General features: G+C 67.6%; 17 protein-coding genes. 9 read left to right on the top strand and 8 right to left on the bottom strand.

The features are described 5' to 3' along the window. Nucleotides 1-1,453: 1,453 nt before the first annotated feature. A complete protein-coding gene (locus QZM15_RS20480; protein ID WP_059583794.1) occupies nucleotides 1,454-2,287 on the top strand; it encodes a response regulator in 834 nt (277 codons plus the stop codon). Continuing rightward, nucleotides 2,280-4,622: a sensor histidine kinase gene (locus QZM15_RS20475; protein WP_302107144.1), complete on the top strand. Its 2,343-nt coding sequence runs from the start codon at nucleotides 2,280-2,282 to the stop codon at nucleotides 4,620-4,622. Before QZM15_RS20480 ends, QZM15_RS20475 begins: the two co-directional genes overlap by 8 nt. Before the next feature lie 100 nt (nucleotides 4,623-4,722). On the opposite strand, the gene yjfF is transcribed toward QZM15_RS20475, so the two are convergent. Genes yjfF through QZM15_RS20455 form a run of 4 tightly spaced genes read right to left on the bottom strand, consistent with a single transcriptional unit; the run spans nucleotide 4,723 to nucleotide 9,385 of the window. Next, the gene (gene yjfF, locus QZM15_RS20470; RefSeq protein ID WP_059583797.1) at nucleotides 4,723-5,811 is read right to left on the bottom strand and encodes a galactofuranose ABC transporter, permease protein YjfF; all 1,089 of its coding nucleotides are present in this window, start codon (nucleotides 5,809-5,811) and stop codon (nucleotides 4,723-4,725) included. Continuing rightward, nucleotides 5,808-6,851 carry an ABC transporter permease gene (locus QZM15_RS20465; RefSeq protein ID WP_059583798.1) on the bottom strand — a complete coding sequence of 348 codons (1,044 nt, stop codon included), beginning with the start codon at nucleotides 6,849-6,851 and terminating at the stop codon, nucleotides 5,808-5,810. The genes yjfF and QZM15_RS20465 overlap by 4 nt, the downstream gene beginning before the upstream one ends. After that, nucleotides 6,848-8,362: a sugar ABC transporter ATP-binding protein gene (locus QZM15_RS20460; RefSeq protein ID WP_059637831.1), complete on the bottom strand. Its 1,515-nt coding sequence runs from the start codon at nucleotides 8,360-8,362 to the stop codon at nucleotides 6,848-6,850. The genes QZM15_RS20465 and QZM15_RS20460 overlap by 4 nt, the downstream gene beginning before the upstream one ends. A gap of 60 nt (nucleotides 8,363-8,422) precedes the next feature. Beyond that, on the bottom strand, nucleotides 8,423-9,385 hold the full coding sequence (locus QZM15_RS20455) for an ABC transporter substrate-binding protein (protein ID WP_104013120.1): 963 nt from the start codon (nucleotides 9,383-9,385) through the stop codon (nucleotides 8,423-8,425). 388 nt (nucleotides 9,386-9,773) lie between these two features. Here QZM15_RS20455 and QZM15_RS20450 point away from each other — a divergent pair, with 388 nt between their 5' ends. Further along, nucleotides 9,774-10,802 carry a DNA topoisomerase IB gene (locus QZM15_RS20450; RefSeq protein WP_060313993.1) on the top strand — a complete coding sequence of 343 codons (1,029 nt, stop codon included), beginning with the start codon at nucleotides 9,774-9,776 and terminating at the stop codon, nucleotides 10,800-10,802. 268 nt (nucleotides 10,803-11,070) lie between these two features. Beyond that, the gene (proP, locus tag QZM15_RS20445; protein ID WP_302107143.1) at nucleotides 11,071-12,540 is read left to right on the top strand and encodes a glycine betaine/L-proline transporter ProP; all 1,470 of its coding nucleotides are present in this window, start codon (nucleotides 11,071-11,073) and stop codon (nucleotides 12,538-12,540) included. 55 nt (nucleotides 12,541-12,595) lie between these two features. Here proP and QZM15_RS20440 read toward each other — a convergent pair whose 3' ends face one another. The 4 genes from QZM15_RS20440 to QZM15_RS20425 form a co-directional block, all read right to left on the bottom strand. Next, on the bottom strand, nucleotides 12,596-13,420 hold the full coding sequence (locus QZM15_RS20440; protein ID WP_060010738.1) for an alpha/beta fold hydrolase: 825 nt from the start codon (nucleotides 13,418-13,420) through the stop codon (nucleotides 12,596-12,598). A 147-nt stretch (nucleotides 13,421-13,567) separates the two neighbouring features. Beyond that, nucleotides 13,568-14,560: a LysR substrate-binding domain-containing protein gene (locus QZM15_RS20435; protein WP_059583808.1), complete on the bottom strand. Its 993-nt coding sequence runs from the start codon at nucleotides 14,558-14,560 to the stop codon at nucleotides 13,568-13,570. Between the two features lie 619 nt (nucleotides 14,561-15,179). Next, a complete protein-coding gene (locus QZM15_RS20430) occupies nucleotides 15,180-16,031 on the bottom strand; it encodes a ferritin-like domain-containing protein (protein ID WP_302107158.1) in 852 nt (283 codons plus the stop codon). 38 nt (nucleotides 16,032-16,069) lie between these two features. Then, nucleotides 16,070-17,017, bottom strand: a complete 948-nt coding sequence (locus tag QZM15_RS20425) for a fatty acid desaturase (protein ID WP_302107142.1) — start codon at nucleotides 17,015-17,017, stop codon at nucleotides 16,070-16,072. A gap of 379 nt (nucleotides 17,018-17,396) precedes the next feature. Between QZM15_RS20425 and QZM15_RS20420 the strand changes: the two genes are divergently transcribed. From QZM15_RS20420 to QZM15_RS20400, 5 genes are read left to right on the top strand one after another with little or no spacing between them, the layout of a single operon-like run. After that, complete coding sequence (locus QZM15_RS20420; RefSeq protein WP_302107141.1) at nucleotides 17,397-19,163, top strand: fatty acyl-AMP ligase; 1,767 nt, start codon at nucleotides 17,397-17,399, stop codon at nucleotides 19,161-19,163. Further along, the gene (locus tag QZM15_RS20415) at nucleotides 19,160-19,870 is read left to right on the top strand and encodes an ABC transporter ATP-binding protein (RefSeq protein WP_124861350.1); all 711 of its coding nucleotides are present in this window, start codon (nucleotides 19,160-19,162) and stop codon (nucleotides 19,868-19,870) included. Before QZM15_RS20420 ends, QZM15_RS20415 begins: the two co-directional genes overlap by 4 nt. Continuing rightward, the gene (locus QZM15_RS20410) at nucleotides 19,842-21,059 is read left to right on the top strand and encodes an ABC transporter permease (RefSeq protein ID WP_226289349.1); all 1,218 of its coding nucleotides are present in this window, start codon (nucleotides 19,842-19,844) and stop codon (nucleotides 21,057-21,059) included. Before QZM15_RS20415 ends, QZM15_RS20410 begins: the two co-directional genes overlap by 29 nt. Continuing rightward, nucleotides 21,056-21,799 (top strand): outer membrane lipoprotein-sorting protein, encoded by a 744-nt coding sequence (locus tag QZM15_RS20405; RefSeq protein ID WP_124861355.1) that lies wholly within the window; start codon nucleotides 21,056-21,058, stop codon nucleotides 21,797-21,799. Before QZM15_RS20410 ends, QZM15_RS20405 begins: the two co-directional genes overlap by 4 nt. Next, a complete protein-coding gene (locus QZM15_RS20400) occupies nucleotides 21,789-23,117 on the top strand; it encodes a hypothetical protein (RefSeq protein WP_302107140.1) in 1,329 nt (442 codons plus the stop codon). Before QZM15_RS20405 ends, QZM15_RS20400 begins: the two co-directional genes overlap by 11 nt. The last annotated feature ends 13 nt before the right edge of the window (nucleotides 23,118-23,130 follow it).

Raw genomic sequence — 23,130 nt, 5'->3', positions numbered from 1 at the left:
GCTGGATGACACAACAGCGAACGCGGCGCCAGGCGCGGCGCGGACCTGCTCCGCTTGCGCCTGTCTCGCGACGCCTCGCTTCTCACTTCGTATCACTAATCAAAACTACGAACAGCGTTGCCCGACACGCTCGCCCCATATCGCGAGTGCGCGACCGACCGCCGCGCATGCCCGTTCGGCACGATGCGCGATGGCGATCGCCGGTTATCGATTCACGGAAGTCGACATCGCCCGCCCGGCGGCGACACGGCGCACGACGCGCCGCGAATCCGCACGCGCGCACACCGCCGCACCCGCCGAAGGGCGACTTCGAATCTCATTGGAAAAGCGTCGCTCGGACGCTGGACGAACGGATGCCGGCCCGCATCGCGGGCGGCCCGTCATATGTCATTCAGGCGGTGAAAGGCGCCATGCAGTCCCCGGATCTGACGCACGCGCCGCCGGATCGCCGACGCTGACAGCCCGCACCGGATCGATCGACCCGGCGCGCTGACCTGCCATGCTTGTCGTATTCATGTTTTTCGTATCCGCCTGATTCGAAGAGCGCCGCGCGCGGCCCCCGGGATCGATACAGCGCCCGGCGGCTCACACGAAGTCGCTCACCCCTTTTCCGTCCGGCGGGCGACCGGCTTTTCCGGATTTCCCGGAAAAGCCGGCTACTCACCGCACGGCCCCGGCATCGAATTAATCGATCGAATTTACTTGACGATTTTCTTCTCGCTCGACGCCTTGCACCCACCCCAACCCGTCATTTCTCGATTCGCCCTGTATGTCGAAAAATCTCGCCAATCATGACGTTTTCATTACCCTCGTGCCCGTTATTCTTTTGTTACCGACTTCCCAACATCCGGGAATGCCATCATTCAATTCGCCATCGAATGTCGGCTGCCCTGAGAGCGACGGCGACAACAATCCTCACGGCGACCCGAAGCGGTGAAAGAACCGATTCCAGCCGCACCGGGGCTAGTGTGCAGGCATTCGTCCAAACAAACCTTTTCCGCAGCGGGAAAACCCTTTTCCGGAGCGGACGGCATTTACATTCATACAGATCTTCAGGAAACGCGATTTTCCAGAAACAGGAATATCGAGCCGATATCAACGAAAACTTAACCGGTATGACGAGAAACGAACGGATTCGATTTACGCCGACACAGCGAATTTCGATATCTCGCGCGCGAATTCATCGTCCGGGCCACTCCGGCTCTTCAAATCATTAAATCGGAAATAAAGTCCGAAACCCGCGAAATCGGTTCGGCACATTTTTCCGCTCCGTTTTGTCCAGGGCGGACAACACCACCGCGCTGCCGCCACTACGCCCGTGCGACAAGCCCACACGCGCCGCACGGAATCCTCACAATCGAGGTTGCCGTCGGCATATAATTTTTTGCAACAATCGTGCAGATAGCACTGCCCCCCGACCTGACAGGCCACTCCTTCCCACGCGTTCGCAACCATGCCATCCCGCCTGCCCAGTCCGGCATCGCCTCGCATCACGCCGGATCTCGCTGGCGCGCATATTCTCATCGTCGACGATCGGCCGAACGACCTGCGGCTCCTGACCGAAATCCTGCGCACCGCGCAGTGCCGGATCAGCGTCGCGTTCGACGGACTGCAGGCCTATCACCGCGCGCAAGCGATCGCGCCCGATCTGATCCTGATGGACGTGCGCATGCCGCGCATGGACGGTTTCGCCGCGAGCCGGCTGCTGGCGTCCACACCGTCCACGCAATCCATTCCGGTCATCATCCTGACGGCCGCGGGCGACCTCGAGGATCGGATCGCGGGGCTCGAAACGGGTGCGATCGACTACATCGTCAAGCCGTTCGAGCCGGCGGAAGTGATCGCGCGGGTTCGCAATCACCTGAAGCGCGTGCGACGCAGCCAGCCGTTCGCGCACCTGCCCGAATTGCCCGACAACCCCGATGCGGCGCTCGTGCGCGCGGCGAGCGACGTGCTGCTGCGCAACCTGCGCCATCCGCCGGCGCTCGAGGATCTCGCGAAGCAGGTCGGTACGCACGAGAAGCGGCTGTCCCGCGTATTCCGCGATCATCTCGGCCAGACCGTATTCGAGTACCTGCGCGACACGCGCCTGCGCGCCGCGATGCACTTCCTGGCGGAAACGTCGATGGGGATCGGCGACATCGCCGAGGAAATCGGCTTTTCCACGCCCGGCAATTTCGCGACGGCGTTCCGCGAACGCTTCGGCATCACGCCGTCCGACTGGCGGCGCCAGCGCCACGCGGTCGACGCGCCGGCCGCACCGGCGGGGCGCCACGGCGATGCGTAGGCAATACGCGGCATGGACGGCCGGATGTCGCGCGGTACTCCTGCTTCTTGCGGCGCTGGCCGTCACATGCGCGACGGCCAGCGCCGCGACGACGCCGAACGCCGCGGGACTCGAAGCCGTATCGGTTTTCGAGGACGCCGGCGGGACGCTGTCCGTCGACGCGGTCGCCGCCCGGCTCGCCGACCCGGGCCGCCACGCGGCCACGGCAACCGCGCCCTCGTTCAACGTGATGTTTTCGCGCTCGGCATGGTGGGTGCGCGCGACGCTGGTCAACCGCGACAGCGAGACGCGCCCGCTGGTGCTCGCGATTCGCGATGCGCGCGTCGACCGGGCCGACTTCTATGTCGCGCCGCACGGCCAATGGATGCTCGAGCGCAGCTTCCCGGCCGATCGCGGCGATGCGCGCGACGCGCCGTCGCGCTACCCGACCCTCGACGTCACGCTGCGCGCGGGCGAACGGCTCCCCGTGCTGATCCGCATCACGTCGCGCAAGGAAATGCGGCTCGCGCCGGTCGCGTTCACCCGCGACGCGTGGACCGCGCAGGAATTGCACGCGTCGATGTGGAACTTCGGCTTCTTCGGCGGGTTGCTCGCCCTCGTCTGGTGTGCGCTGCTGATCGGCTTTTTCTCGCGCAGCGGCGTGTTCCTCGTGCTGGCCGTGCTGACCCTGAACACCGCGCTGTTCGAGGCCGCGTATCGCGGCTATCTCGCGATGGCCTTGTCGCCCGGCGCGCGCGAGTGGTCGACGCGCGGCGAAACGATCTTCGTGTACCTGTCGGTCGCCTGCTTCATCGTGTTCATCCTGATGGTCGCGCATCGCGAGAAGGCGAGGATGCCGATGCGCGCGGTGTATGTGGTGTTTCTCGCGCTCGAATGCGCGGGGATCGCCGGCGCGGCGTTCGGCGATCTGGCGACCTTCGCCCGGTTCTGCCTGTGGCTGAACACCGTGCTCGCGGTCGTGAACATCAGCCTGGCGCTGACGCTCGTGATCCGGCGCACGCCGACGGCCCGCGTGATGTTGATCGCGGTGGCGTTCGCGACGTTCAACATGCTGATCCGCATGCTCGACGGCCGCGACGCGCTGCCGCCGCTGCTGTCGTGGATCCGGTCGGACGTCTTTCCGAACCCCGTCATCGCGATCATCGGGCTCGCGACGCACCTGCTGGTGCTGGCCGCGTGGATCCACCACGTGGGCCGGCAGCGCACCGAGGCGCGCAAGCGGCTCGAGCACTGGCAGCTCACCGAGCAGGACCGGCTGCGCGACGAAGTCGCGCGGCGCACGGTGGCGCTCAACGATGCATTGCAGCAGTCGAGGACGCACATGCAGCAGAAGATCGAGACGCTCGGCTATGTCAGCCACGACCTGCGCGCGCCGCTGTCGACGATCAACGGCTATGCGAAGCTGCTGCTGGAAGGCGCGACGCACGGCCAGGCGCGGCTGATCCGGTCGATCGACCGCAGCATCCGCTACCAGCTCACGCTGATCGACGAATTGCTGGCGTTCACGAAGGCCGAACTCCAGCCGCTCGGCGTCGCGCCCGACCGCACCGACCTGCCCGGGCTGCTGGACGACATCGGCCACTACGCGGTCGCGCTGTGCGCGCAGCAGGACAACCGGTTCGTCTACCAACCCGTCACGCCGCTGCCGCGCACGGTGCTGATCGACGGTATCCGGCTGCAACAGGTGCTGCTGAACCTGTTGTCGAACGCATCGAAATTCACGCGCAACGGCACGGTCACGCTGTCGGTTCATGCGGCGCGCGAAGGGGATGCATGGCGCCTGCTGTTCGAGGTGGCCGATACGGGCATCGGCATCGACATCGGCGCGACCGCCGACATCTTCCGCGCGTACCAGCAGGTGCAGGCCGTGAACGGCGGCACCGGGCTCGGCCTGTTCATCGCGCAGCGCATCGTCGCCGCGATGGGCGGCGAGCTGGCCGTCGCGAGCCAGCCGGGGGTCGGCACGACGTTCTCGTTCGCGGTCGTCGCGCCGGCCCTCGGCCACGCGCTCGCGCCGGTGTCGGGGCTCGTCAGGCGGTTCGATCCCGCCGACGAAGCGGCGCCGGCCAGCGCCGCGCCCGCGATGCGCAGCCCGTCCGCCGATGCGCTCGCCGAACTGATCGTGCTCGCCGGCGAAGGCCGGCTGACCGATATCGAGGAATGGCTCGGCCGGTATGTGGCCGAGCCGGATCATGCGCCGTTCGTGCAGGAAATGCGCGAGCACCTCGATGCGCTGGATCTGCACGCAATCGAAAAACTGGCCGGCTCGCTGAAGCGCACGCGCGTCGCGGATACGTCGTTCGACACCGAGGCGGACGCGACGGGGCCGGCCTGACGGCGCGGGCGGCCATGCTCGCCGGCCGCGCATCGGCCACGCCCGTCGCCGGATCATCGCGCTTCATGTCGTACTCGTCGCGCAAGGGTGGCCAGTCGCGCTACGACCGCCGCATCGTCGATACCAGCGCGACGTCCTCTTCGGGCGGCGCCGGCCGCGCGGGTGCGGCATTGCGCGCCGGCCGCCGCGCGCCGAGCCCGGTGCCGCCGGTGCGCCGCCGCGTCGCGTGCCGCTCGATGACCCGCTGCAGCACGCAGAACACGCACAGCAGCGCACCGATCACGATCCGCGTCCACCACGAACTCAGCGTGCCGTCGAACGTGATCAGCACCTGGATCGTGCCGAGGATGCCGACTCCGAACACCGAACCGATCACGTAGCCCACGCCGCCCGTCAGCAGCGTGCCGCCGATCACGGTCGCGGCGATCGCGTCGAGCTCCATTCCCTGCGCCTGCAGCCCGTAGCCCGACAGCACGTACAGCGTGAACACCACGCCGCCGAGCGCCGAACAGAAGCCGCTCAGCGCATAGACGCCGATCTTCGTGCGCGCGACCGGCAAGCCCATCAGCAGCGCCGAGCGTTCGTTGCCGCCGACCGCATACACGTTGCGGCCGAAGCGCGTGAAATGCGCGACGTAGATCGCGACGGCCAGCGTCGCGAGCGCGATCAGCGCGCCGGCGCTCAGCGTGCCGCCGCCGACCGGCACGCTGATGCCCGCGATCGCATGGAACGCCGGCGCGTTGATCGTGATCGACTGCGTCGTGATCAGGAAGCACGCGCCGCGCGCGAGGAACATCCCGGCGAGCGTGACGATGAACGGCTGCAACCGGAAATAGTGGATCAGCGCGCCCATCGCCGCGCCATACAGCGCGCCGAACGCGAGCACCAGCGGCACGATCACCCACACGGGCCAGTGCAGCCGTTCGGCGCCGACCGCGCAGAAGATCGTTGTCAGCGCAACGACGGAGCCGACCGACAGGTCGATGCCGCCGGACACGATCACGAACGTCATGCCGATCGCGACGATCAGCAGGAACGCGTTGTCGACGAGCAGCCCGGTCAGCACCTGCATCGAGAAAAAGCCCGTGTACATCACGGACCCGAAGCCGAACAGCGCGACGAACAGCACGATCGTCACGACGATCGGCAGCGTGCGCGGATCGGCGAGGCGGCCAAGGAAACGGTTCATCGCGGCGTCGCTCCGGTGGTGGTGGCGCGCGATCGCGCGAAAGGCAGCAGCCGCGACGCGTGCCGCACCAGCAGCGCGCGCGCCGCGTCCGACTGGATCAGCGTCACGACGATCACGACGACCGCCTTGACGACGAGCGTCGCCTCCGGCGGCACGCCGATCGAATAGGTCGTGTAGGTCAGCGTCTGGATGATCAGCGCGCCGAGCACCGAGCCCGCGAGGCTGAAGCGGCCGCCGAGCAGCGACGTGCCGCCGAGCGTGACCGCGAGGATCGCGTCGAGCTCGAGCAGCAGCCCGGCGTTGTTGCCGTCGGCGCTGCGCACGTTCGAGCTCGCGAGAATGCCCGCGAGCGCCGACATCACGCCGGAGCACAGATACACGCCGAACACGATCGCGCCCGAGCGCAGCCCGACGAGCCGCGTCGCGACCGGGTTCACGCCGATCGCGCGAATGAACAGCCCGAGCGCCGTGCGGTTCACGAGCAACGCGATCGCGCCGATCGTCGCGACGGCGATCCACACCGCGCACGGCACGGTCGCGAGATAGCCACCGCCGAGCGCGAGATAGCCGGGCGCGCCGATCGGGATGATCTGGCCGCCCGTCAGCAGTTGCGCGACGCCGCGCCCGGCCACCATCAGGATCAGCGTCGCGATGATCGGCTGCATCCCGACGAACGCGACGAGCAGCCCGTTCCACGCACCGGCCAGCAGCCCGACGCCGAGCGCCGCGGCCAGCGCCGCGCCGACCCGCGACGGGTCCGCCTCGAGCACGGTCGCGGCCGCGGCGCCGGCGATCGCGACGATCGCGCCGACCGAGATGTCGATGCCGCGCGTCGCGATCACGAGCGTCATCCCGAGCGACACGATCACGAGCGGCGCCGCGCGATTCAGGATGTCGATCGGCGCGCCGAACAGGTGGCCGTCGAGCAGCACGATCGACAGGAAGCCCGGACGATGCGCGACGTCCAGCGCGAACAGCAGCGCGAGCGTCAGCACCGGCCACGCGAGCGGATGACGAAACAGCGTGCGCAAGCGCGTCATGACTGACCTCCCGCGATCAACCGGTAAACCTGCTCCTCGGACGCATCGGCGCCCGTCAATTCCGCGACCTTGCGCCGGTCGCGCAGCACCGCGATCCGGTGGCTCACGCGCACGACCTCGCCGATCTCCGACGAGATGAACAGGATCGCCAGCCCCTGCGCGCACAACGCCAGCACGCGCTCCATGATGTCGAACTTCGCGGCGACGTCGATGCCGCGCGTCGGCTCGTCGAGAATCAGCAGCTTCGGGTCCGTCGCGAGCCAGCGCGCGAGCAGCACCTTCTGCTGGTTGCCGCCCGACAGCAGCCCGATCGGCTGCTCCGCGTCGCGCGCCTTGATGCCGAGCCGCGCGATATACGTGTCGGCGATCTCGCGCTGGCGCGCCCGCCCGATCAGCCGCCACCAGCCGCGCCGCGCCTGCAGCGCGAGCACGATGTTCTCGCGGATCGACAGCGCGGCGACGATGCCCTCCTTCTTGCGGTCTTCCGGGCAGTACGCGATGCCGTTGCGCACCGCGTCGTGCGGCGACGCGAGCCGCTTGCGCGCGCCGTCGATCTCGATCGCGCCGGTATCCGGGCGCGCCGCGGCGAACGCCAGTTGCGCGGTTTCGGTGCGGCCCGAGCCGAGCAGCCCGGCCAGCCCGACGATCTCGCCGGGGCGCACGTCGAGATCGAGCGCGCTCATCATCCCGCGCCGGCCGACCTGCCGCATCGACAGGAACGGCGCGGCGGCCGCGGCGTCACGCTCGACCGCCGCCGCGCCCGCCTGCAGCGTATCGGACATGCGTTCGCGGCCGGTCATCTTCGCGACCAGCACGTCGACCGGCAGGTCGCGCGCGAGGTATTCGCCTTCGCGCTCGCCGTTGCGCATCACGGTGATCCGGTCGGACACCGCATAGGTCTGCTCGAGAAAATGCGTGACGAACAGGATCGCGATGCCGGACGCCTTCAGCCGCCGCAGCACGTCGAACAGCCGCGCGACCTCGCCGTCGTCGAGGCTCGAGGTCGGCTCGTCGAGAATCAGCACGCGTGCGTCGACCGACACCGCGCGCGCGATCGCGACCATCTGCTGCACGGCGATCGGATACGCGTCGAGCGAGCGCGTGACGTCGAGCGACAGGTCGAGTTCGGCGAGCGCCGCCCGCGCACGCGCGTGAATCGTGTTCCAGTCGATCGCGCCGCGCCGCATCGGCTGCCGGCCCGCGAAGATGTTCTCCGCGACCGACAGGTTCGCGCACAGGTTGACTTCCTGGTAGAGCGTCTGGATCCCGGCCGCCTCCGCCTCGCGCGGCGCGGCGAAATTCACCGGCGCGCCGCCGACGCGAATCTCGCCCGCATCGTGCGCATGCACGCCGGTGAGCACGTTGATCAGCGTCGACTTGCCCGCGCCGTTCTGGCCCATCAACGCGTGGATCTCACCCGGAAACAGCCGGAAATCGACGCGCTGCAGCGCGCTGACACCCGGAAACGACTTGTCGATGCCGATCATCTCGACCACCGGCGGACTCTGCATGCAGCCTCCCTCGAAGCGTCGCCGGACGGCGGCCGCCAGGCCGCCGCCCGTGCGGACAGGTCAGTACTTCCGGGTCGGCAGCACCTGCGCCGCGACGTTCATCGGGAACACCGTCTCGTTGGTCACGATGCGCTTGGGCACCGGCTTGCCGGCGACGACGTCCTTCACCGCGCTCATCAGTTGCGGGCCGAGCAGCGGGCTGCATTCGACGTCGACGTTGATCTTGCCCGCGACCATCGCCTGGAAGCCGCCCTTCGTCGCATCGAACGACACGACGCTCACGTCCTTGCCGGGCTTGATGCCAGCCTCTTCCATCGCCTGGATCGCGCCGAGCGCCATGTCGTCGTTGTGCGCGTAGACGACGTTGATCTGCTTGCCGTAGGTCTTCGCGAACGCTTCCATCACCTGCTTGCCGCCGGCGAGCGTGAAGTCGCCGCTCTGCGAGGCGATCACCTTGAATTTCGGATTGTTCTTGATCACTTCGAGCAGGCCCGCGCGGCGATCGTTGGCCGGCGCGGAGCCGACCGTGCCCTGCAGCTCGACGATATTGATCGGGCCTGCGTCGTTCTTGTAGCGCTCTTCCAGCCAGTGCCCCGCGCGCCGTCCTTCCTCGAGGAAGTCGGAGCCGATCATCGTCACGTACAGCGACGGGTCCTTCACGTCGACGCCGCGGTCGGTCAGGATCACGGGGATATGCGCGGCCTTCGCCTCGGTCAGCACGGGCTCCCAGCCCGATTCGACGACCGGCGAGAACGCGATCACGTCGACCTTCTGCGCGATGAACGAGCGGATCGCGCGAATCTGGTTCTCCTGCTTCTGCTGTGCGTCGGAAAACTTCAGGTTGATGCCGGCGTCCTTCGCCGCACTCTTCACCGACACGGTGTTCGCGGTGCGCCATGCGCTTTCAGCGCCGACTTGCGAGAACCCGAGCGTGATCGGCTTTTGCTGCGCGTGCGCGCCGCCTGCCAGCACCGTCGCCGCGGCGACGATCGCGCCTGCCGCCAGCTTCCTGATGAATGTCATGGTCCGTCTCCGATGATGTCGTTGTGTGCCGCGGCGCTGTTGTGTTTCTGCGTGGCGCTGGCGCGGATCGGGCTGCGCCGGCCGGCGTGTCCGGCCGGCGCGGTATACATGCCCCGCATCAGTCTAGGAACAAGTCCGATAACCTTCCAATGAAATGTTGGATTGGGCTGATATCGGAATCGGCATACGTATAAACACCTAACCGCGCTGGCCGCCCCGCGCGGGGCGGCGCACGGTTCTTGCTCCTTCGCCATGGCTGTTCGCACCCCATGCCGGACGCCCGCCCTTCACGCGAACCCAAGGAGACAAGCATGATCGCTGCACGTGAACGCGGGTCGCCGCGCACCGCCGCCGTCGCCGTCGCCGTCGCCGGCCGGCGCCCCGCGGCATGAAGCAGCACGCTTCTGGCACGGTCGCCGCACTGCGCCATGTCGACGACCGCCACCCCGGCTACACGCGCCGCCGGCTGCGCAACGGCTTCGCGTACTACGCGCAGGACGGCACGCGCATTCGCGATGCCGCGGAAATCGCCCGCATCGACGCGCTCGCGATCCCGCCCGCCTATACCGACGTGTGGATCTGCGCGGATCCGCTCGGCCATCTGCAGGCGACGGGCCGCGACGCGCGCGGGCGCAAGCAGTATCGCTATCACCCGCAGTGGCGCGCGACCCGCGATGCGAACAAGTACGCGCGGATGGCCGCGTTCGCGCGGGCGCTGCCGCGCATCCGCGCGCGCGTCACGCGCGATCTGGCGTTGCCGGGCATGCCGCGCGACAAGGTCGTCGCGACGATCGTCCGCTTGCTCGACACGACGCTCGCGCGGATCGGCAACGCGGAATACGCGCGCGAAAACGGCTCGTACGGGCTGACGACGCTGCGCAAGCGCCATTTGAAGATCCAGCCCGGCCGGGTGCGCCTGCGCTTCGCCGGCAAGAGCGGGATCGAACACGACGTGACGGTCGACGACGCGCGGGTCGCGCGGATCGTGCGGCGCTGCGCGGAGCTGCCCGGTCACGAGCTGTTCCAGTATGTGGACGACGACGGCGTACGCCATCCGGTCGGGTCGTCCGACGTGAACGACTACCTGCGCGAGGCCGGCGGCGCCGATTTCACCGCGAAGGATTACCGGACGTGGGCCGGCAGCGTGCACGCGCTGGGATTGTTGCGGCGCACGCCGCATCGCGGCGTCACGCATGCGCGCAAGCAGATCGTCGAGACCGTGCGCGCGGTGGCCGACCTGCTGCGCAACACGCCGGCCGTCTGCCGGCGCTGCTACATTCATCCGGCCGTGCTCGACGCGTTCGAGTCCGGCGCGCTCGCCACGCTCGCGGTCCGGCGTACGCCGCGCGGCCTGCGCGCGGACGAAGCGGCGTTCGTCGCGTTGCTGGTTTCCGCCAGCACGCGCGCGGCGAGATGAGCGTGCACATCGGGCCGAGGCCCGACCACGCACGACCGGCGCGGCTGCCCGCGTGTCGTTTACCACCGGGTTCCGGGCGCATGACCGATAGCCGCTCGCGCGCGTTTCTCTAAACTGGTTCGCACAACACGCCTGCCCGGTGTCGTCCGCTGCGCGCGTCACGCCACCGGCATCGAGGCATCCCCGAGATATCCGCCTTCGCTGCCCGTCGGCCCGCACGGCCCCGCTGCGCGCCTGCCGGTTGCCAAGGCAATTCCAGGAGCGTTCATTGAGTTCATCGCAAGCGCACCCCGCGAAAGCCCGGTCTTCGCGCAAGGCCCTCAAGCTGGATGACGTCACGATCGTCGACCCGGCCGTCCTCAAGCGCGCGGTTGGCGCGATGGCGTTCGGCAATGCGATGGAATGGTTCGACTTCGGCGTCTACAGCTATATCGCCGTCACGCTCGGCAAGGTGTTCTTCCCGTCCAGCAGCCCGTCCGCGCAGTTGCTCGCCACCTTCGGCACGTTCGCGGCCGCGTTCCTCGTGCGCCCGCTCGGCGGCATGGTGTTCGGCCCGCTCGGCGACCGCATCGGCCGCCAGCGCGTGCTCGCCGCCACGATGATCATGATGGCCGTCGGCACCTTCGCGATCGGCCTCATCCCGAGCTATGCGTCGATCGGCATCATGGCCCCGATCCTGCTGCTCGTCGCCCGCCTCGTGCAGGGCTTCTCGACCGGCGGCGAATACGGCGGCGCCGCCACCTTCATCGCCGAGTTCTCCACCGACAGGCGCCGCGGCTTCATGGGCAGCTTCCTCGAGTTCGGCACGCTGATCGGCTATACGCTCGGCGCGGCCACGGTCGCGCTGTTGACGGCCACGCTGTCGCAGGAAGCGCTGCTGTCGTGGGGCTGGCGCGTGCCGTTCTTCATCGCCGGCCCGCTCGGCCTCGTCGGCCTCTACGTGCGGCTCAAGCTCGAGGAAACGCCGGCATTCAAAAAGGAAGCCGAAGCACGCGAAGCGGACGAGCGCGCGCGGCCGAAGCAGCGCTTCGCGACGCTGCTGGTCGAACAGTGGAAGCCGCTGCTGCAATGCGTCGGCCTCGTGCTGATCTTCAACGTGACCGACTACATGGCGCTGTCGTATCTGCCGAGCTACCTGTCGGCGACGCTGCACGTGCGCGAATCGCTCGGGCTCTTCATGGTGCTGCTCGTGATGGTGCTGATGATGCCGATGACGCTGTACGCCGGGCATCTGTCGGACAAGATCGGCCGCAAGCCGGTGATGATGGCCGGCTGCGTGGGCCTGCTCGCGCTGTCGGTGCCGGCGCTGATGCTGATCCGCACCGGCGCCATGCTGCCGATTTTCGGCGGGATGCTGATCTACGGCATCCTGCTGTCGACGTTCACCGGCGTGATGCCGTCGGCGCTGCCCGCGCTGTTCCCGACGCGGATCCGCTACGGCGCGCTCGCGATCGGCTTCAACGTGTCGGTGTCGCTGTTCGGCGGCACGACGCCGCTCGTCACCGCATGGCTCGTCGATCGCACCGGCGACCTGATGATGCCCGCGTACTACCTGATGGGCGCGTCGTTCATCGGCATCGTGTCGGTGCTCGCGCTGCGCGAGACCGCGCGCCAGCCGCTGCCCGGTTCCGGGCCGTGCGTCGCGAGCCGCGCGGAAGCGTTGAGCCTCGTGCGCGGCGGGGCCGACGAAGCGCGTGTGCGCGATCGCAAGTTCACGCCGGTCAGCGAGCGCGCGTGACGCGGATCGATGCGACGCCGCGCGGCCTGCGCGGGCGTCGCCGTTCGCGCGATCGTCAGTTCGCCTGCAGTTGCTGCGCGTCGAACCAGTCGAGCAGCGCGCGCGTGACGAACGCGGGATTTTCCAGGTTCGAGATATGGCCGGCGTCGGGCACCAGCGTGTGCGCACAGCCGATCACGTTCGCCATCTTCACGGTTTCCGACGGCGGGCGCGCCATGTCGCCCGCGCCGCACATCAGCAGCGTGCGCGCGGCATCGAGTTCGGCGAGTGCCGCGAGCGTATCGGGCCGGCCGAAAATCAGCCGGCCGAGCGGCGCGATCGATTGCCGCAGCCGGTCGGCGGGCAGGTTCGCGAGCGCTTGGCGAAACGCGGCCGGCACCGGGCCCTCCAGATTGACGTCCGGCCGGAAGAACAGCGGCACGATCGCGTCGAGCAACGGCGGCGCGATGCGGCCCGCGGCCTCGATCGCATCGAGCATCGCGAAATAGCGGGTGCGCGTCGCATCGGGCTCGGCTTCGAGCGACGCGTCCATGATCACGAGCGAGCGCACGCGCCGCGGCTCGCGCAATGCGAGCCGCGCGCCCCACATGCCGCCGACGCTGAGCCCGACGACCGCGCACTGTTCGATGTCCAGCGCGTCCAGCAGCGCGCTCGCGTGCGCGGCGAGGTCGTCGAGCGTGTGCGTGCCTTGCGGCAGCGCGCCCGATTCGCCGTGCCCCCACAGGTCCGGCACGATCACGCGATACCGGCTCGACAGCGCATCGATCTGCGGCGCCCACATCGTGGCGTCCCACAGATAGCTGTGCCCGAGCAGCACCGGAAACCCGGTGCCATGATCGTGGTAATGCAGGGTACTGCCTTGAATGCGCTGTGCGGGCATGCTGCCTCCGGAGTGTCAGGGCTCGGCGGCAGCCCGGAAACGGGCGCCGCGATGGCGGCGTTCTGTGACGAACGCGAAGCGGCGCATCATCGCACAATTTGCAGCGGCTGCGCATGACGCCGCGCACCGCGCATTCGCCGTGCCGCGCTATCCGACGCGATACATCGGCAGCACGTTGCTGCCGGCCGTGTCGTGCTCCGACACGAGCGGATGGCATGCTTGCTCGAGCAGCCAGTTGGTCAGCACCGCGATATCGAATTCGTTGCACGCATCGGGGTTCTGCACGAGCACATAGCTGCCCGATGCAACGGTGCAATGCGGGAACAGCTCGACGAGCCGCCCCTGCTTCAACAGCCCGTCGACCAGCGGCCGCCTTCCGATCGCGATGCCGTGCCCGTCGACCGCCGCCTGGATCAGTTGATCGTACTGGCTGAAGTGCAGCGCGCCGGCCGGCCGCAGCCGCGGCACGCCGAGTTCCTTCAGCAATTGGCTCCACCCGTGCCACGGCCATTCGCCGCGCGGGTCGTCGAGATGCAGCAGCACGTGCTTGTCGAGGTCGGCCGGCTTCATCGACGCGGCGTCGCCCGCCGCCGTCATCAGGCTCGGGCTGCATACGGCCACGACACGCTCGCGAAACAGCACGTCCGTATCGTCGGTCGACGTATACGGGCCGGCATAGCGCACGGCCAGATGCAAACGTTTGCGCTTGAGATCTTCGATTTCGCTCGTGGCCGACACGCGCACGTCGATGTCCGGATAGCTTGCGCGGAACGAACCGAGGCGCGGAATCAGCCACAGCGCGGCGAACGAGACGGTGGTCGACAACGAGATGGCGCGCTGGCCGACACTCGACGACAGCTTGCCGACCACGGATTCGAGATCGGACAACGCGAACGAGATCGCGTCGTACAACTCGCGCCCCTTGTCGGTCAACGTCAGCGAACGAATGTGCCGATGAAAGAGCTCGATCCGGAGCTGCTCCTCGAGCGCCTTGACCTGGCGGCTCACGGCCGACTGCGTGACGTTCAGTTCCTGCCCCGCACGCGTGAAGCTCAAATGGCGCGCCGCGCATTCGAAGCCTCTCAGGAAATCCAGCGAAGGCAAACTTCTCAATCTCTTTGCCAATCTCACATTAGCCATACCGCCGCCTCAAAGTTGCACCCACCGACAGGCAAGTTGCCGCTCGTCTCCCTGAATCGTCTCTCCTATTTGGATTCTGAAACGATTTTATAGTGAAAGCACGGATGCATTCCATTCTTATTTTCAATCGTGACACTTGTATTTATCTATCGAATTTCGTTACATCGATATTTTCTTACACAAATATTATCGGGTAGTGATTTTGTAAATCGATATACAAGTGAATGGAAGGCTCGAAAACAGTGGACAAATTCTCGCCAAAACAGGTATTTATCGGCTAAATCAGCCGCTGTCTCGGGGATTGCTTCGTACCGGGAAAGCCGGCATCCGACGCATACAATTCAATTTCAATCAGCCGACTATTCATTATGTTTTCCGGATTGCGAAAAAACAAACCGCCCGCAACAGGCAAGCAAATGCCTTTTAAATCCGGAATTCAACGTTTATTGAACAATACTAAACACACGACATTCAAGCTTGCCATGCGAGTTCAAGAAACTGATGAGCCGATTATTTCCGGAAATGAATAACCCGCCGGCCGGCAATGCCGATCGGCGTACATCGGGTTCGCCTGTCGGCCGGAATCCGGTGGCCGCCGCGCCGCGCGAGGGCCCATTCACTATGCGTTGCCCGGCACCTCATTCGTCCGCGCGGTCACTTCGCGGCGATAGCGGTTCAGCTCCTGCGCGGTCGCGAACGTGCGTTCGAACAGAATCGACAGGTTGTGCAGGATCCGCTCGACCACCTTCTTCTCCCACTCGCCGTCGAAGCGGATCTGCTCGTCGAGCCAGCGCTCGAGCCATTCCGGATCCGGCAGGCGCGATTGCACGGTGTCGCGCGGGAACAGCGCCTGGTTCACGTGCAGGTTGGTCGGGTGCAGCGGCTTCTCGGTGCGGCGCGCCGACGCCATCAGCACGCCGATCTTCGCGAAGGCCGCACGTGCGACGTCGCCGCTGTTGTTCAGCGCCTTCTTCATGTAGCGCAGGTACGCGCCGCCATGACGCGCCTCGTCGCGCGAAATCGTTTCGTAGATCTGCTTGATGACGGGCTCGGTGTGCCAGTCGGCCGCGCAGCGGTACCAGTGGTTCAAACGGATCTCGCCGCAGAAGTGCAGCATCAGCGTCTCGAGCGGCGGCGCCGGATCGAACTGGAAACGCACCGCGTGCAGTTCCTCCTCGGTCGGCACCAGTTCCGGCTTGAAGCGGCGCAGGTATTCCATCAGCACGAGCGAATGCTTCTGCTCCTCGAAGAACCACACGCTCATGAACGCGGAAAAGTCGCTGTCGTGCTGGTTGTCGCGCAGGAACATTTCCGTCGCGGGCAGCGCCGACCATTCGGTGATCGCGTTCATCTTGATCGTCTTCGCCTGCTCGTCGGTGAGCAGCGAAGCGTCGAACCTGTCCCACTGAATGTCCTTCTCCATGTCCCAGCGGACAGCTTCGAGCGACCTGAAAAGTTCCGGATAGAGCATCGTCGTCACCGTCGTCGCCATGCAATCCGCACCGGCGCTCATGCCGACTGCGTCGACGCCGGCGCGGCGGCTTCCGCATCGGGCTCGCGATCGTCCCGATCGTCGTCCACCGAACGCGGCGCGAGCCGGCCGCACAGCAGCGCATGGTAGAACTGCCGATACGAGCGGTGGTAATACCGGATGCGCGGCGCGATCGCGCCATGCAGGTCGTGCAACCGCTCGATCGGCAGGTTCGGCATCATGTGATGCTCGACGTGATAGTTGTTGCCGTTCGTGAACCACGTCATGAACGCGTTGCTCTCGATCGTCCGCGTGTTGCGGAACGGGTCGGTGCTCGTCAGGTCGCAGCGGTAGTGCTCGGGCATCTCGACCAGCGCGTGCACGGGCGCCGCGACGAACACGAGCGGGACGACCCACACCCAGACGACGAACCACGTGTGCAGCACGAACGACAGCGCCGCGAGCAGCGCGATCGCGGCCGCCATCAGCAGGTAGTCGCGGCGGATCGCGCGCGACACGAGCGCGTTGTCGCCGAAGCGCGCACCCGGCACGACGAGCTTCACGACGTTCCTCGCGAACTGGATATAGTGCGCGGCCATCGACAGCCGCCACATCCACAGCCCGACATTGACGACGGGGCTCGCGCCGTACTGGTCGCCGTAGTCGAAGAACTCCTTGTTCTCCGGCGTGCCGAGCAGCCGGTGGTGGCGCAGGTGGCTGTCCTGGTATGCGTGGAACGACACGAGCATCGGCATGCCGAGCAGCACGCCGAACACCATGTTCAGGCGCTTGCTGCGGAACCCCTGGTAATGCAGCGCCTGGTGCTGCAGCTCGACGCCGTGCGCATACATCGCACCGATCAGCAGGATGCCGACCGCCTTCAGGATCACGAACGCCGACAGCGCGAACATCATCCCGTGCGCGACGAGCGCAACGTATACAACCAGCTTCAGCGAGAAGACCACGCCGCTCGGGCGGCTCTTCATGTCTGTAACCGGTTTCGGCCGGGCGACAAGCGATGAGGTGACGGACAAGACGCTCTCCTTGGGCCGGGCTGCCCGGCACGATGACGCGGCGACGCTGGCGCGCTGCCGGGTTGCCATTCTTCTGTGAGTCGATGTTTCGGACAAACGAATTTTCCGAACGCATTGCATGACGCCCGCGCATGAGCGCACCACATCGTGAACTAGACGACCGGTCGAATGAGACCGACCAGTCACCTCGTGGATGCGTACCGCTCATGCATAGCCTGCATAGATTCCGTTTGTCGCCGCCGATCGATCCGGCAAGAATCCTCCTCACTCGACGAACGGCGCCGCCGGCACCGTGGCGCGAGCGGCCGTGTTCCTCAAGGGGAGAACCCTCGTGACGAAGTACGCATCCACCATTCATCGCCTGATCGAATCGCTCGAGGACGTCGCGGGCGCCATGCATCGCATGACGTTCGTCGACGATGCGGGCCGCGAAGCGGGCATCACGTACCGGCACTTCGCGCAAGAGGTGTTTCGCCAGGCCGGCGCGCTGCACGAGCTCGGCGTGCGCGAGAACGATCTGGTGATGCTCGCGCTGCCCGCGTCGGTCGAGCATGCGGCCGCGATGATGGCCTGCGTGATGACGGGTGCACTGCCCTGCACCGTGCCGGTTCCCGTGCGGCGGCCGACGGCCGCGCGGCAGGTGGCGGACGTCGCGTGCGAGCTGTACCGGCCGCGCCTCGTCATCGCCGCGGATGCACAGGCCGCGGCGTGGCGAGACGACGCGTTTCCGGCGGCCGCCACGCGCGTCGTCGATCTCGCGACGCTGTCGAGCGCCGCGAATGCCGGCGCGCGCGCGCCAATCAGCGCGAAGAGCGGCCACGATCCGCATCATGTCCAGCTCACGTCGGGTTCGACGTCGCATCCGAAAGCCGCGGTGCTGAGCCACGAGAACGTGATCGCGAACGTGCTCGGCATCGGCGGGTCGGTGCGCTTCGATATCGCGGCCGGCGACGGCACCGCGTCGTGGCTGCCGCTCTATCACGACATGGGGCTGCTCACGCTGCTGTCCAATCTGCATTACCGTGCGCCGCTGCTGATGATGCAGCCGAACAGCTTCATCCGGAATCCGCTCGGCTGGCTGAAGCGCATCGCATCGGCACGCGCGACGACGACGTCCGTGCCGACATTCGCGCTGCGCTACTGCGTGCGCCGCTTCAATGCCGCCGCGATGGACGGCGTCGATCTGTCCGCGTGCCGCAACATCTTCATCGGCGGCGAACGCGTGGACGACGCGACGCTGCGCGATTTCGCCGCGACGTTCGCGCCGTACGGGCTGGCGGCGTCGGCGCTGCAGCCGTGCTACGGGATGGCCGAATCGACGCTCGCGGTATCGATGCATCGTGCATGGCACGAAGGCGCGGTCGAGGGCGCACCGTACGTGATCGCCGACACGCTCGACCGGCGCGCGCTGATCGAGCGCCGCGACGCGCAGCCGGCCGCCGCGAAGGACGGGCGCGAGACGGAGACCGAAACGGTGCTCGCGATGGGCACGCCGATCGACGGGATGGCGTTCTGCATCCTCGACGACGGCGACCATGCGCTGGGCAACCGCGCGGTCGGCGAAGTCGCGATCCGCGGCACGTCGGTGATGCTCGGCTACCTGGCCCCCGACGACGGCACGATCGCCGCGCCGCTGACGGCCGACGGCTGGTTCCGCACCGGCGACATCGGCTACGTCGCGGACGGCCAGCTGCATATCCTCGGCCGCAAGAAGGAAGTCATCATCATTCGCGGCAGCAACTATTTCCCGCACGAGATCGAGGAAGCGCTCGCGTCGCACAGCGCGCTGCGCAAGAGCACGTGCATCGCGTTCGGCCTGCCCGACCCCGAAACCGGCACCGAGCGGCTGGTCGTCGCGATCGAGGCACGGCCCGTCGACGCGACGCCGCAAACGCGCACCGAGTGCCAGCAGTTGCTCGCGTCGCGCATCGGCTTCGCCGCGCAGGATCTGTGCTTCGTCGAACCCGGCTCGCTGCCGCGCACGACGAGCGGCAAGCTGCAGCGCCTGAAATGCCGCGATCTCTATGCGAACGGCGCGTTGCCCGTGATCGCCGCATCGGCCGCCGTCGCCGAAGCCGGCCAGGGAGCGTTCGCATGACGCCCGCGTCGCTATCGCCGGTGCTCGAACTGCGCGACGTCACGCGCGTGTACGAGGGCGCGGACCACGTCGTCGCGGTGCGCGGCGCGACGATCTCGATCGCTCCGCGCGACGTCGTCGCGCTCGTCGGCCCGTCGGGCAGCGGCAAGAGCACGCTGCTGAACCTCGCAGGCTTTCTCGACGTGCCGAGCAGCGGCGAACGCTGGCTCGAAGGCCGCCGGATCGACGACGCGCCGGACACGCTCGAACGGATTCGCCGCGAACGCATCGGCTTCGTGTTCCAGCAATTCAACCTGATTCCGGTGATGTCGGCGCTCGAGAACGTCGAGCTCGGCTGCTTCGCGTGGGGCACGCCGCGCACGCGGCGCGAACGCGCGCGCGCGATGCTCGACGCGGTGGGGCTCGCCGCGCGCGAACGGCATCGCCCCGGCGAGCTGTCCGGCGGCGAGCAGCAGCGCGTCGCGCTGGCCCGCGCGCTCGCCAAGGAGCCGGCGATCGTGATCGCGGACGAGCCGACCGCGAGCCTCGACAGCGCCAACGCGCGGGCGGTCGCCGAATTGATCCTCGACACCAACCGCACGCTGGGCACCGCTTTTCTGATTGCGTCGCACGACGATCGTCTGTGTGCGCACCTGCCGCGCCGCATCGAGATGCGCGACGGCGTACCGGGAGTGAATCGTGAACTGGTCGACGTTTGCGTGGCGTAACCTCTGGCGCAACAAGCGCCGCACCGTGCTGACGATGGCGATGATCGGCGTCGCCGCGTTCGCGTCGAGCCTCGCGCTCGGCTACGTGATCGCGACCTTCGACGCGGTGCGCGAAGGGTCGATCGACAGCGGCGTCGGCCATGTGCAGGTGCTGCACCACGGCTATCTCGACCTGATCGGCGAGCGGCCGCTGCAGTACGGGCTGACCGCCGACGAGCAGGCCGCCGCCACGCAGGCGATTGCAAAGCTGCGCGGCGTCGCGACGACCGCACGCGGCATCGACTTCGACGGCCTCGTGTCGAACGGCGACCTCAGCTACGGCTTCGTCGGCGAAGGCATCGAGCCGAACCGCGAGCCGCCCGGCTTCTTCGACTATCACACGGTGCTGTCGGGCCGCTACCTGTCGCCGACGAATGCCGGCACCGAAGTCGTCGTCGGCGCGGAACTCGCGCGCAAGCTCGGCGTGCACGTCGGCTCGGTCGTGCAGTTGATGGCGTCGACCGCGCACGGCGGCATCAACGCGACCGACGCGCAGATCGTCGGCGTGATGAGCACCGGCAACAAGGACGTCGACGAGCGGATCGTCGACGTGACGTTCACGGCCGCGCAGGCGCTGCTGCGCACCGACCGCGCGTCGCGCATCGCGGTGTTCCTCGACGACACCGCCGGCACGCCGGCCGCCGCCGCGACGCTGCGCGCCGCGCTGCCGACGCTCGACGTGAAGACCTGGGACCAGCTCGTGTCGCTCTATCACCAGGTCGTCGCGCTGTACAAGAACCAGTTCTCGGTGTTCGGCGCGATCCTGTGCGTGACGATCCTGCTGTCGATGAGCAACTGGATCTTGATGAGCATCGTCGAACGCCGCCGCGAGATCTCGACGCTTCGCGCGCTCGGCGTGCCGGCCGCGACGGTGCGCGGCGTGCTGATCCAGGAAACCGCGCTGCTCGGCCTGCTCGGCGCGGCCGCCGGCATCGCGCTCGCGCTGCTGACGATGGTCGCGCTCAATCACGCGCGGATCCACCTGCCCGCGCCGCCCGGCCGCGTGAAGCCGATCCTGCTCGAATTCACGGTGTCGCCCGCCGCCGTGGCCGCCGTCGAAGCCGCGTTCGTCGTGCTCGGCGTGGCCGCGGCGCTGCTCGCGACGCTCGGTCTCGCGAAACGCAACATCCTAGAAGGACTCGCCCCATGAATCGCATTCGCCTGACGTTCGCCGCGCTCGTCGCGTGCGCGCCGCTCGCCGCGCAGGCGGCCGACACGCCGACGGCCCAGACCATGCTCGCCCGTGCCGACGCGTACCGCAGCACGGCCGCCGATACGCAGACCAACATCGAGATCACCAACGAGGTCGGCGGACAGTCCGGCGACGCGACGCGCTATCTCGTCTACACGCGCGGCAACGGCGACACGCTCGCGCTGACGCGCAGCGGCGAGAACGACGGCCAGAAGTACCTCGCGACGACGCGCGGGCACTGGTTCTACGTGCCGAACACGCGCAGCGCGGTGCGCATCAACGGGATGCAGCGGCTGCAGGGCGAAGTCGTGATCAGCGACATCACGCGCACGCACTGGGCGGACAGCTATCGCGCGACGGCCGCCCCCGGCACGACCACGATCGCCGGCAAGCCGGCCACCGAGCTCGACCTGAGCGCGACCGATCCCGACAACGTCTATCCGACGATCAAGCTGTGGGTCACGCCCGACACCGACGTGCCGGTGCGCGCGCAGTTCTTCCTCGCGAGCGGCCTGCTGTTTCGCAGCGCCGATTTCTCCGCGCCGGTCGACGCGAACGGCCGCAAGGTGATCCGCAAGATCACCTATCGCAACGAGGTCGAGAAGCAGCGCGCGAGCGTCGTCGACATCCTCGACGGTCAGCCGCGCAAGATCCCGTCGGGCTGGTTCAACCCCGACACGCTCGCCGATGGCCAGTGAGTACGACGCCGATGCCGACGCTCATCGTGACCGCCTCCGCTCATCACACGATCGCGCCCGCCGCGGCTGGCCCGGTGTCGCGCTCGCGATCCCGCTCGCGCTCGGCTGCGCGCTCGCGCATGGAGAATCGCTGATGGACCAGCTCGGCACGCTCAACGGCATCGGCTACGCACGCTCCGTCGACAGCATGGACGGCCGCGCATTGCTCGGCCGCCTGATCGGCGACTCGCCGCGCAACCAGCAGGAAGCCGGGCTGCTCGCGCGCATCGACGGCGAGAACCTGTTCGCGAATGCGCGCGTCGTCGCGAGCAACCATTCGCTCGGCGCGCAGGCAAGCCGCTTCAACGAAGCCGGCGTGCGCTACGCGTTCGACAACGGCATCACGCTCACGGCCGGCAAGCGGATCGACGCGCTCGACACGTCGCAGGCGTTCTTCCCGCTCGGCTTCTTCCAGAAACGGGCCGCGACGGCCGACATCTACGATCGCTACGGCGACGTCGAGGGCACGCCGCTCGTCGAAGCGAAATGGGCCGGCGAGCAGACCACGCTGCAGTTCATCGCCGGGGAGAACCGCACGCTGCGCAACGACGTCGACAACCGCGACGTCGAAGGCGCGACGCAGCTCCTACGCGGCGCCTACAACTGGTCGGGCGGCTCGGCCGCGCTGCTCGCGGGCCATCACGCGGGCCGTGGCGGCGCGGGCGCGACGCTGTCGTTCGACGTCGCGCGCTCGAACACCGTCTATGCGAGCGCGTGGCTCGAACGCGGCACGACGCGGCCGCTGCCGGCCTTCATCGCGAACGGTACGCCGCTCGATTCGGCGGCCGCGTACGACGCCGTCGATCGCCGCAACGACCGCCAGTACATGTGGCGCAGCGCGGTCGGCATGCAGAGCGCGCTGCCCGGCAACCTGTCGCTGATCGTCGAGTGGTCGCACGACGAAGCGCGTTACGACGCAAGCCAGTGGCGCCGGATGGTCGGCGCGGCGCAGGCGAACAACGCGCTGCTGCCCGTCGCGCCCGGCGCCGCGCTGGCCGGCCTCGGCGGCACGGCCAACTTCGTGAGCGTCGACGGCAACCTGCGCGACTACCTGTTCGCGCGGCTCGGCAAGAAGATCGGCCGCGTCGAGTATTCGCTGCGCGGCGTCTATTCGCCGCAGGACAAGGGCCTGCTCGCGATCGCGCAGATCGTCGCCGACGTGAACAAGCGCGTGAGCGTCGATGTCGCCGTGTCGCACGCGTTTTCCGACAGCAATTCCGAGTACCGGATGGTCGGTCTCGGCACCCGCATCGACGCCGCCGTGCGCGTGCGTTTCTGACTGGAACCCTGCC

It is taken from the genome of Burkholderia sp. AU44665, assembly GCF_030504405.1.
GTDB classification, from domain to species: domain Bacteria; phylum Pseudomonadota; class Gammaproteobacteria; order Burkholderiales; family Burkholderiaceae; genus Burkholderia; species Burkholderia semiarida.
The sequence above is the reverse complement of the archived record's forward strand: the minus strand, read 5'-3'. Positions and strand labels throughout refer to the sequence as shown.

Coding starts and splice junctions, on each gene's coding strand:
- QZM15_RS20480 (WP_059583794.1), top strand. CDS start 1,454: ATGCCATCCCGCCTGCCCAGTCCGGCATCGCCTCGCATCACGCCGGAT.
- QZM15_RS20475 (WP_302107144.1), top strand. CDS start 2,280: ATGCGTAGGCAATACGCGGCATGGACGGCCGGATGTCGCGCGGTACTC.
- yjfF (WP_059583797.1), bottom strand. CDS start 5,811: ATGAACCGTTTCCTTGGCCGCCTCGCCGATCCGCGCACGCTGCCGATC.
- QZM15_RS20465 (WP_059583798.1), bottom strand. CDS start 6,851: ATGACGCGCTTGCGCACGCTGTTTCGTCATCCGCTCGCGTGGCCGGTG.
- QZM15_RS20460 (WP_059637831.1), bottom strand. CDS start 8,362: ATGCAGAGTCCGCCGGTGGTCGAGATGATCGGCATCGACAAGTCGTTT.
- QZM15_RS20455 (WP_104013120.1), bottom strand. CDS start 9,385: ATGACATTCATCAGGAAGCTGGCGGCAGGCGCGATCGTCGCCGCGGCG.
- QZM15_RS20450 (WP_060313993.1), top strand. CDS start 9,774: ATGAAGCAGCACGCTTCTGGCACGGTCGCCGCACTGCGCCATGTCGAC.
- QZM15_RS20440 (WP_060010738.1), bottom strand. CDS start 13,420: ATGCCCGCACAGCGCATTCAAGGCAGTACCCTGCATTACCACGATCAT.
- QZM15_RS20435 (WP_059583808.1), bottom strand. CDS start 14,560: ATGGCTAATGTGAGATTGGCAAAGAGATTGAGAAGTTTGCCTTCGCTG.
- QZM15_RS20430 (WP_302107158.1), bottom strand. CDS start 16,031: ATGCTCTATCCGGAACTTTTCAGGTCGCTCGAAGCTGTCCGCTGGGAC.
- QZM15_RS20425 (WP_302107142.1), bottom strand. CDS start 17,017: ATGAAGAGCCGCCCGAGCGGCGTGGTCTTCTCGCTGAAGCTGGTTGTA.
- QZM15_RS20415 (WP_124861350.1), top strand. CDS start 19,160: ATGACGCCCGCGTCGCTATCGCCGGTGCTCGAACTGCGCGACGTCACG.
- QZM15_RS20405 (WP_124861355.1), top strand. CDS start 21,056: ATGAATCGCATTCGCCTGACGTTCGCCGCGCTCGTCGCGTGCGCGCCG.
- QZM15_RS20400 (WP_302107140.1), top strand. CDS start 21,789: ATGGCCAGTGAGTACGACGCCGATGCCGACGCTCATCGTGACCGCCTC.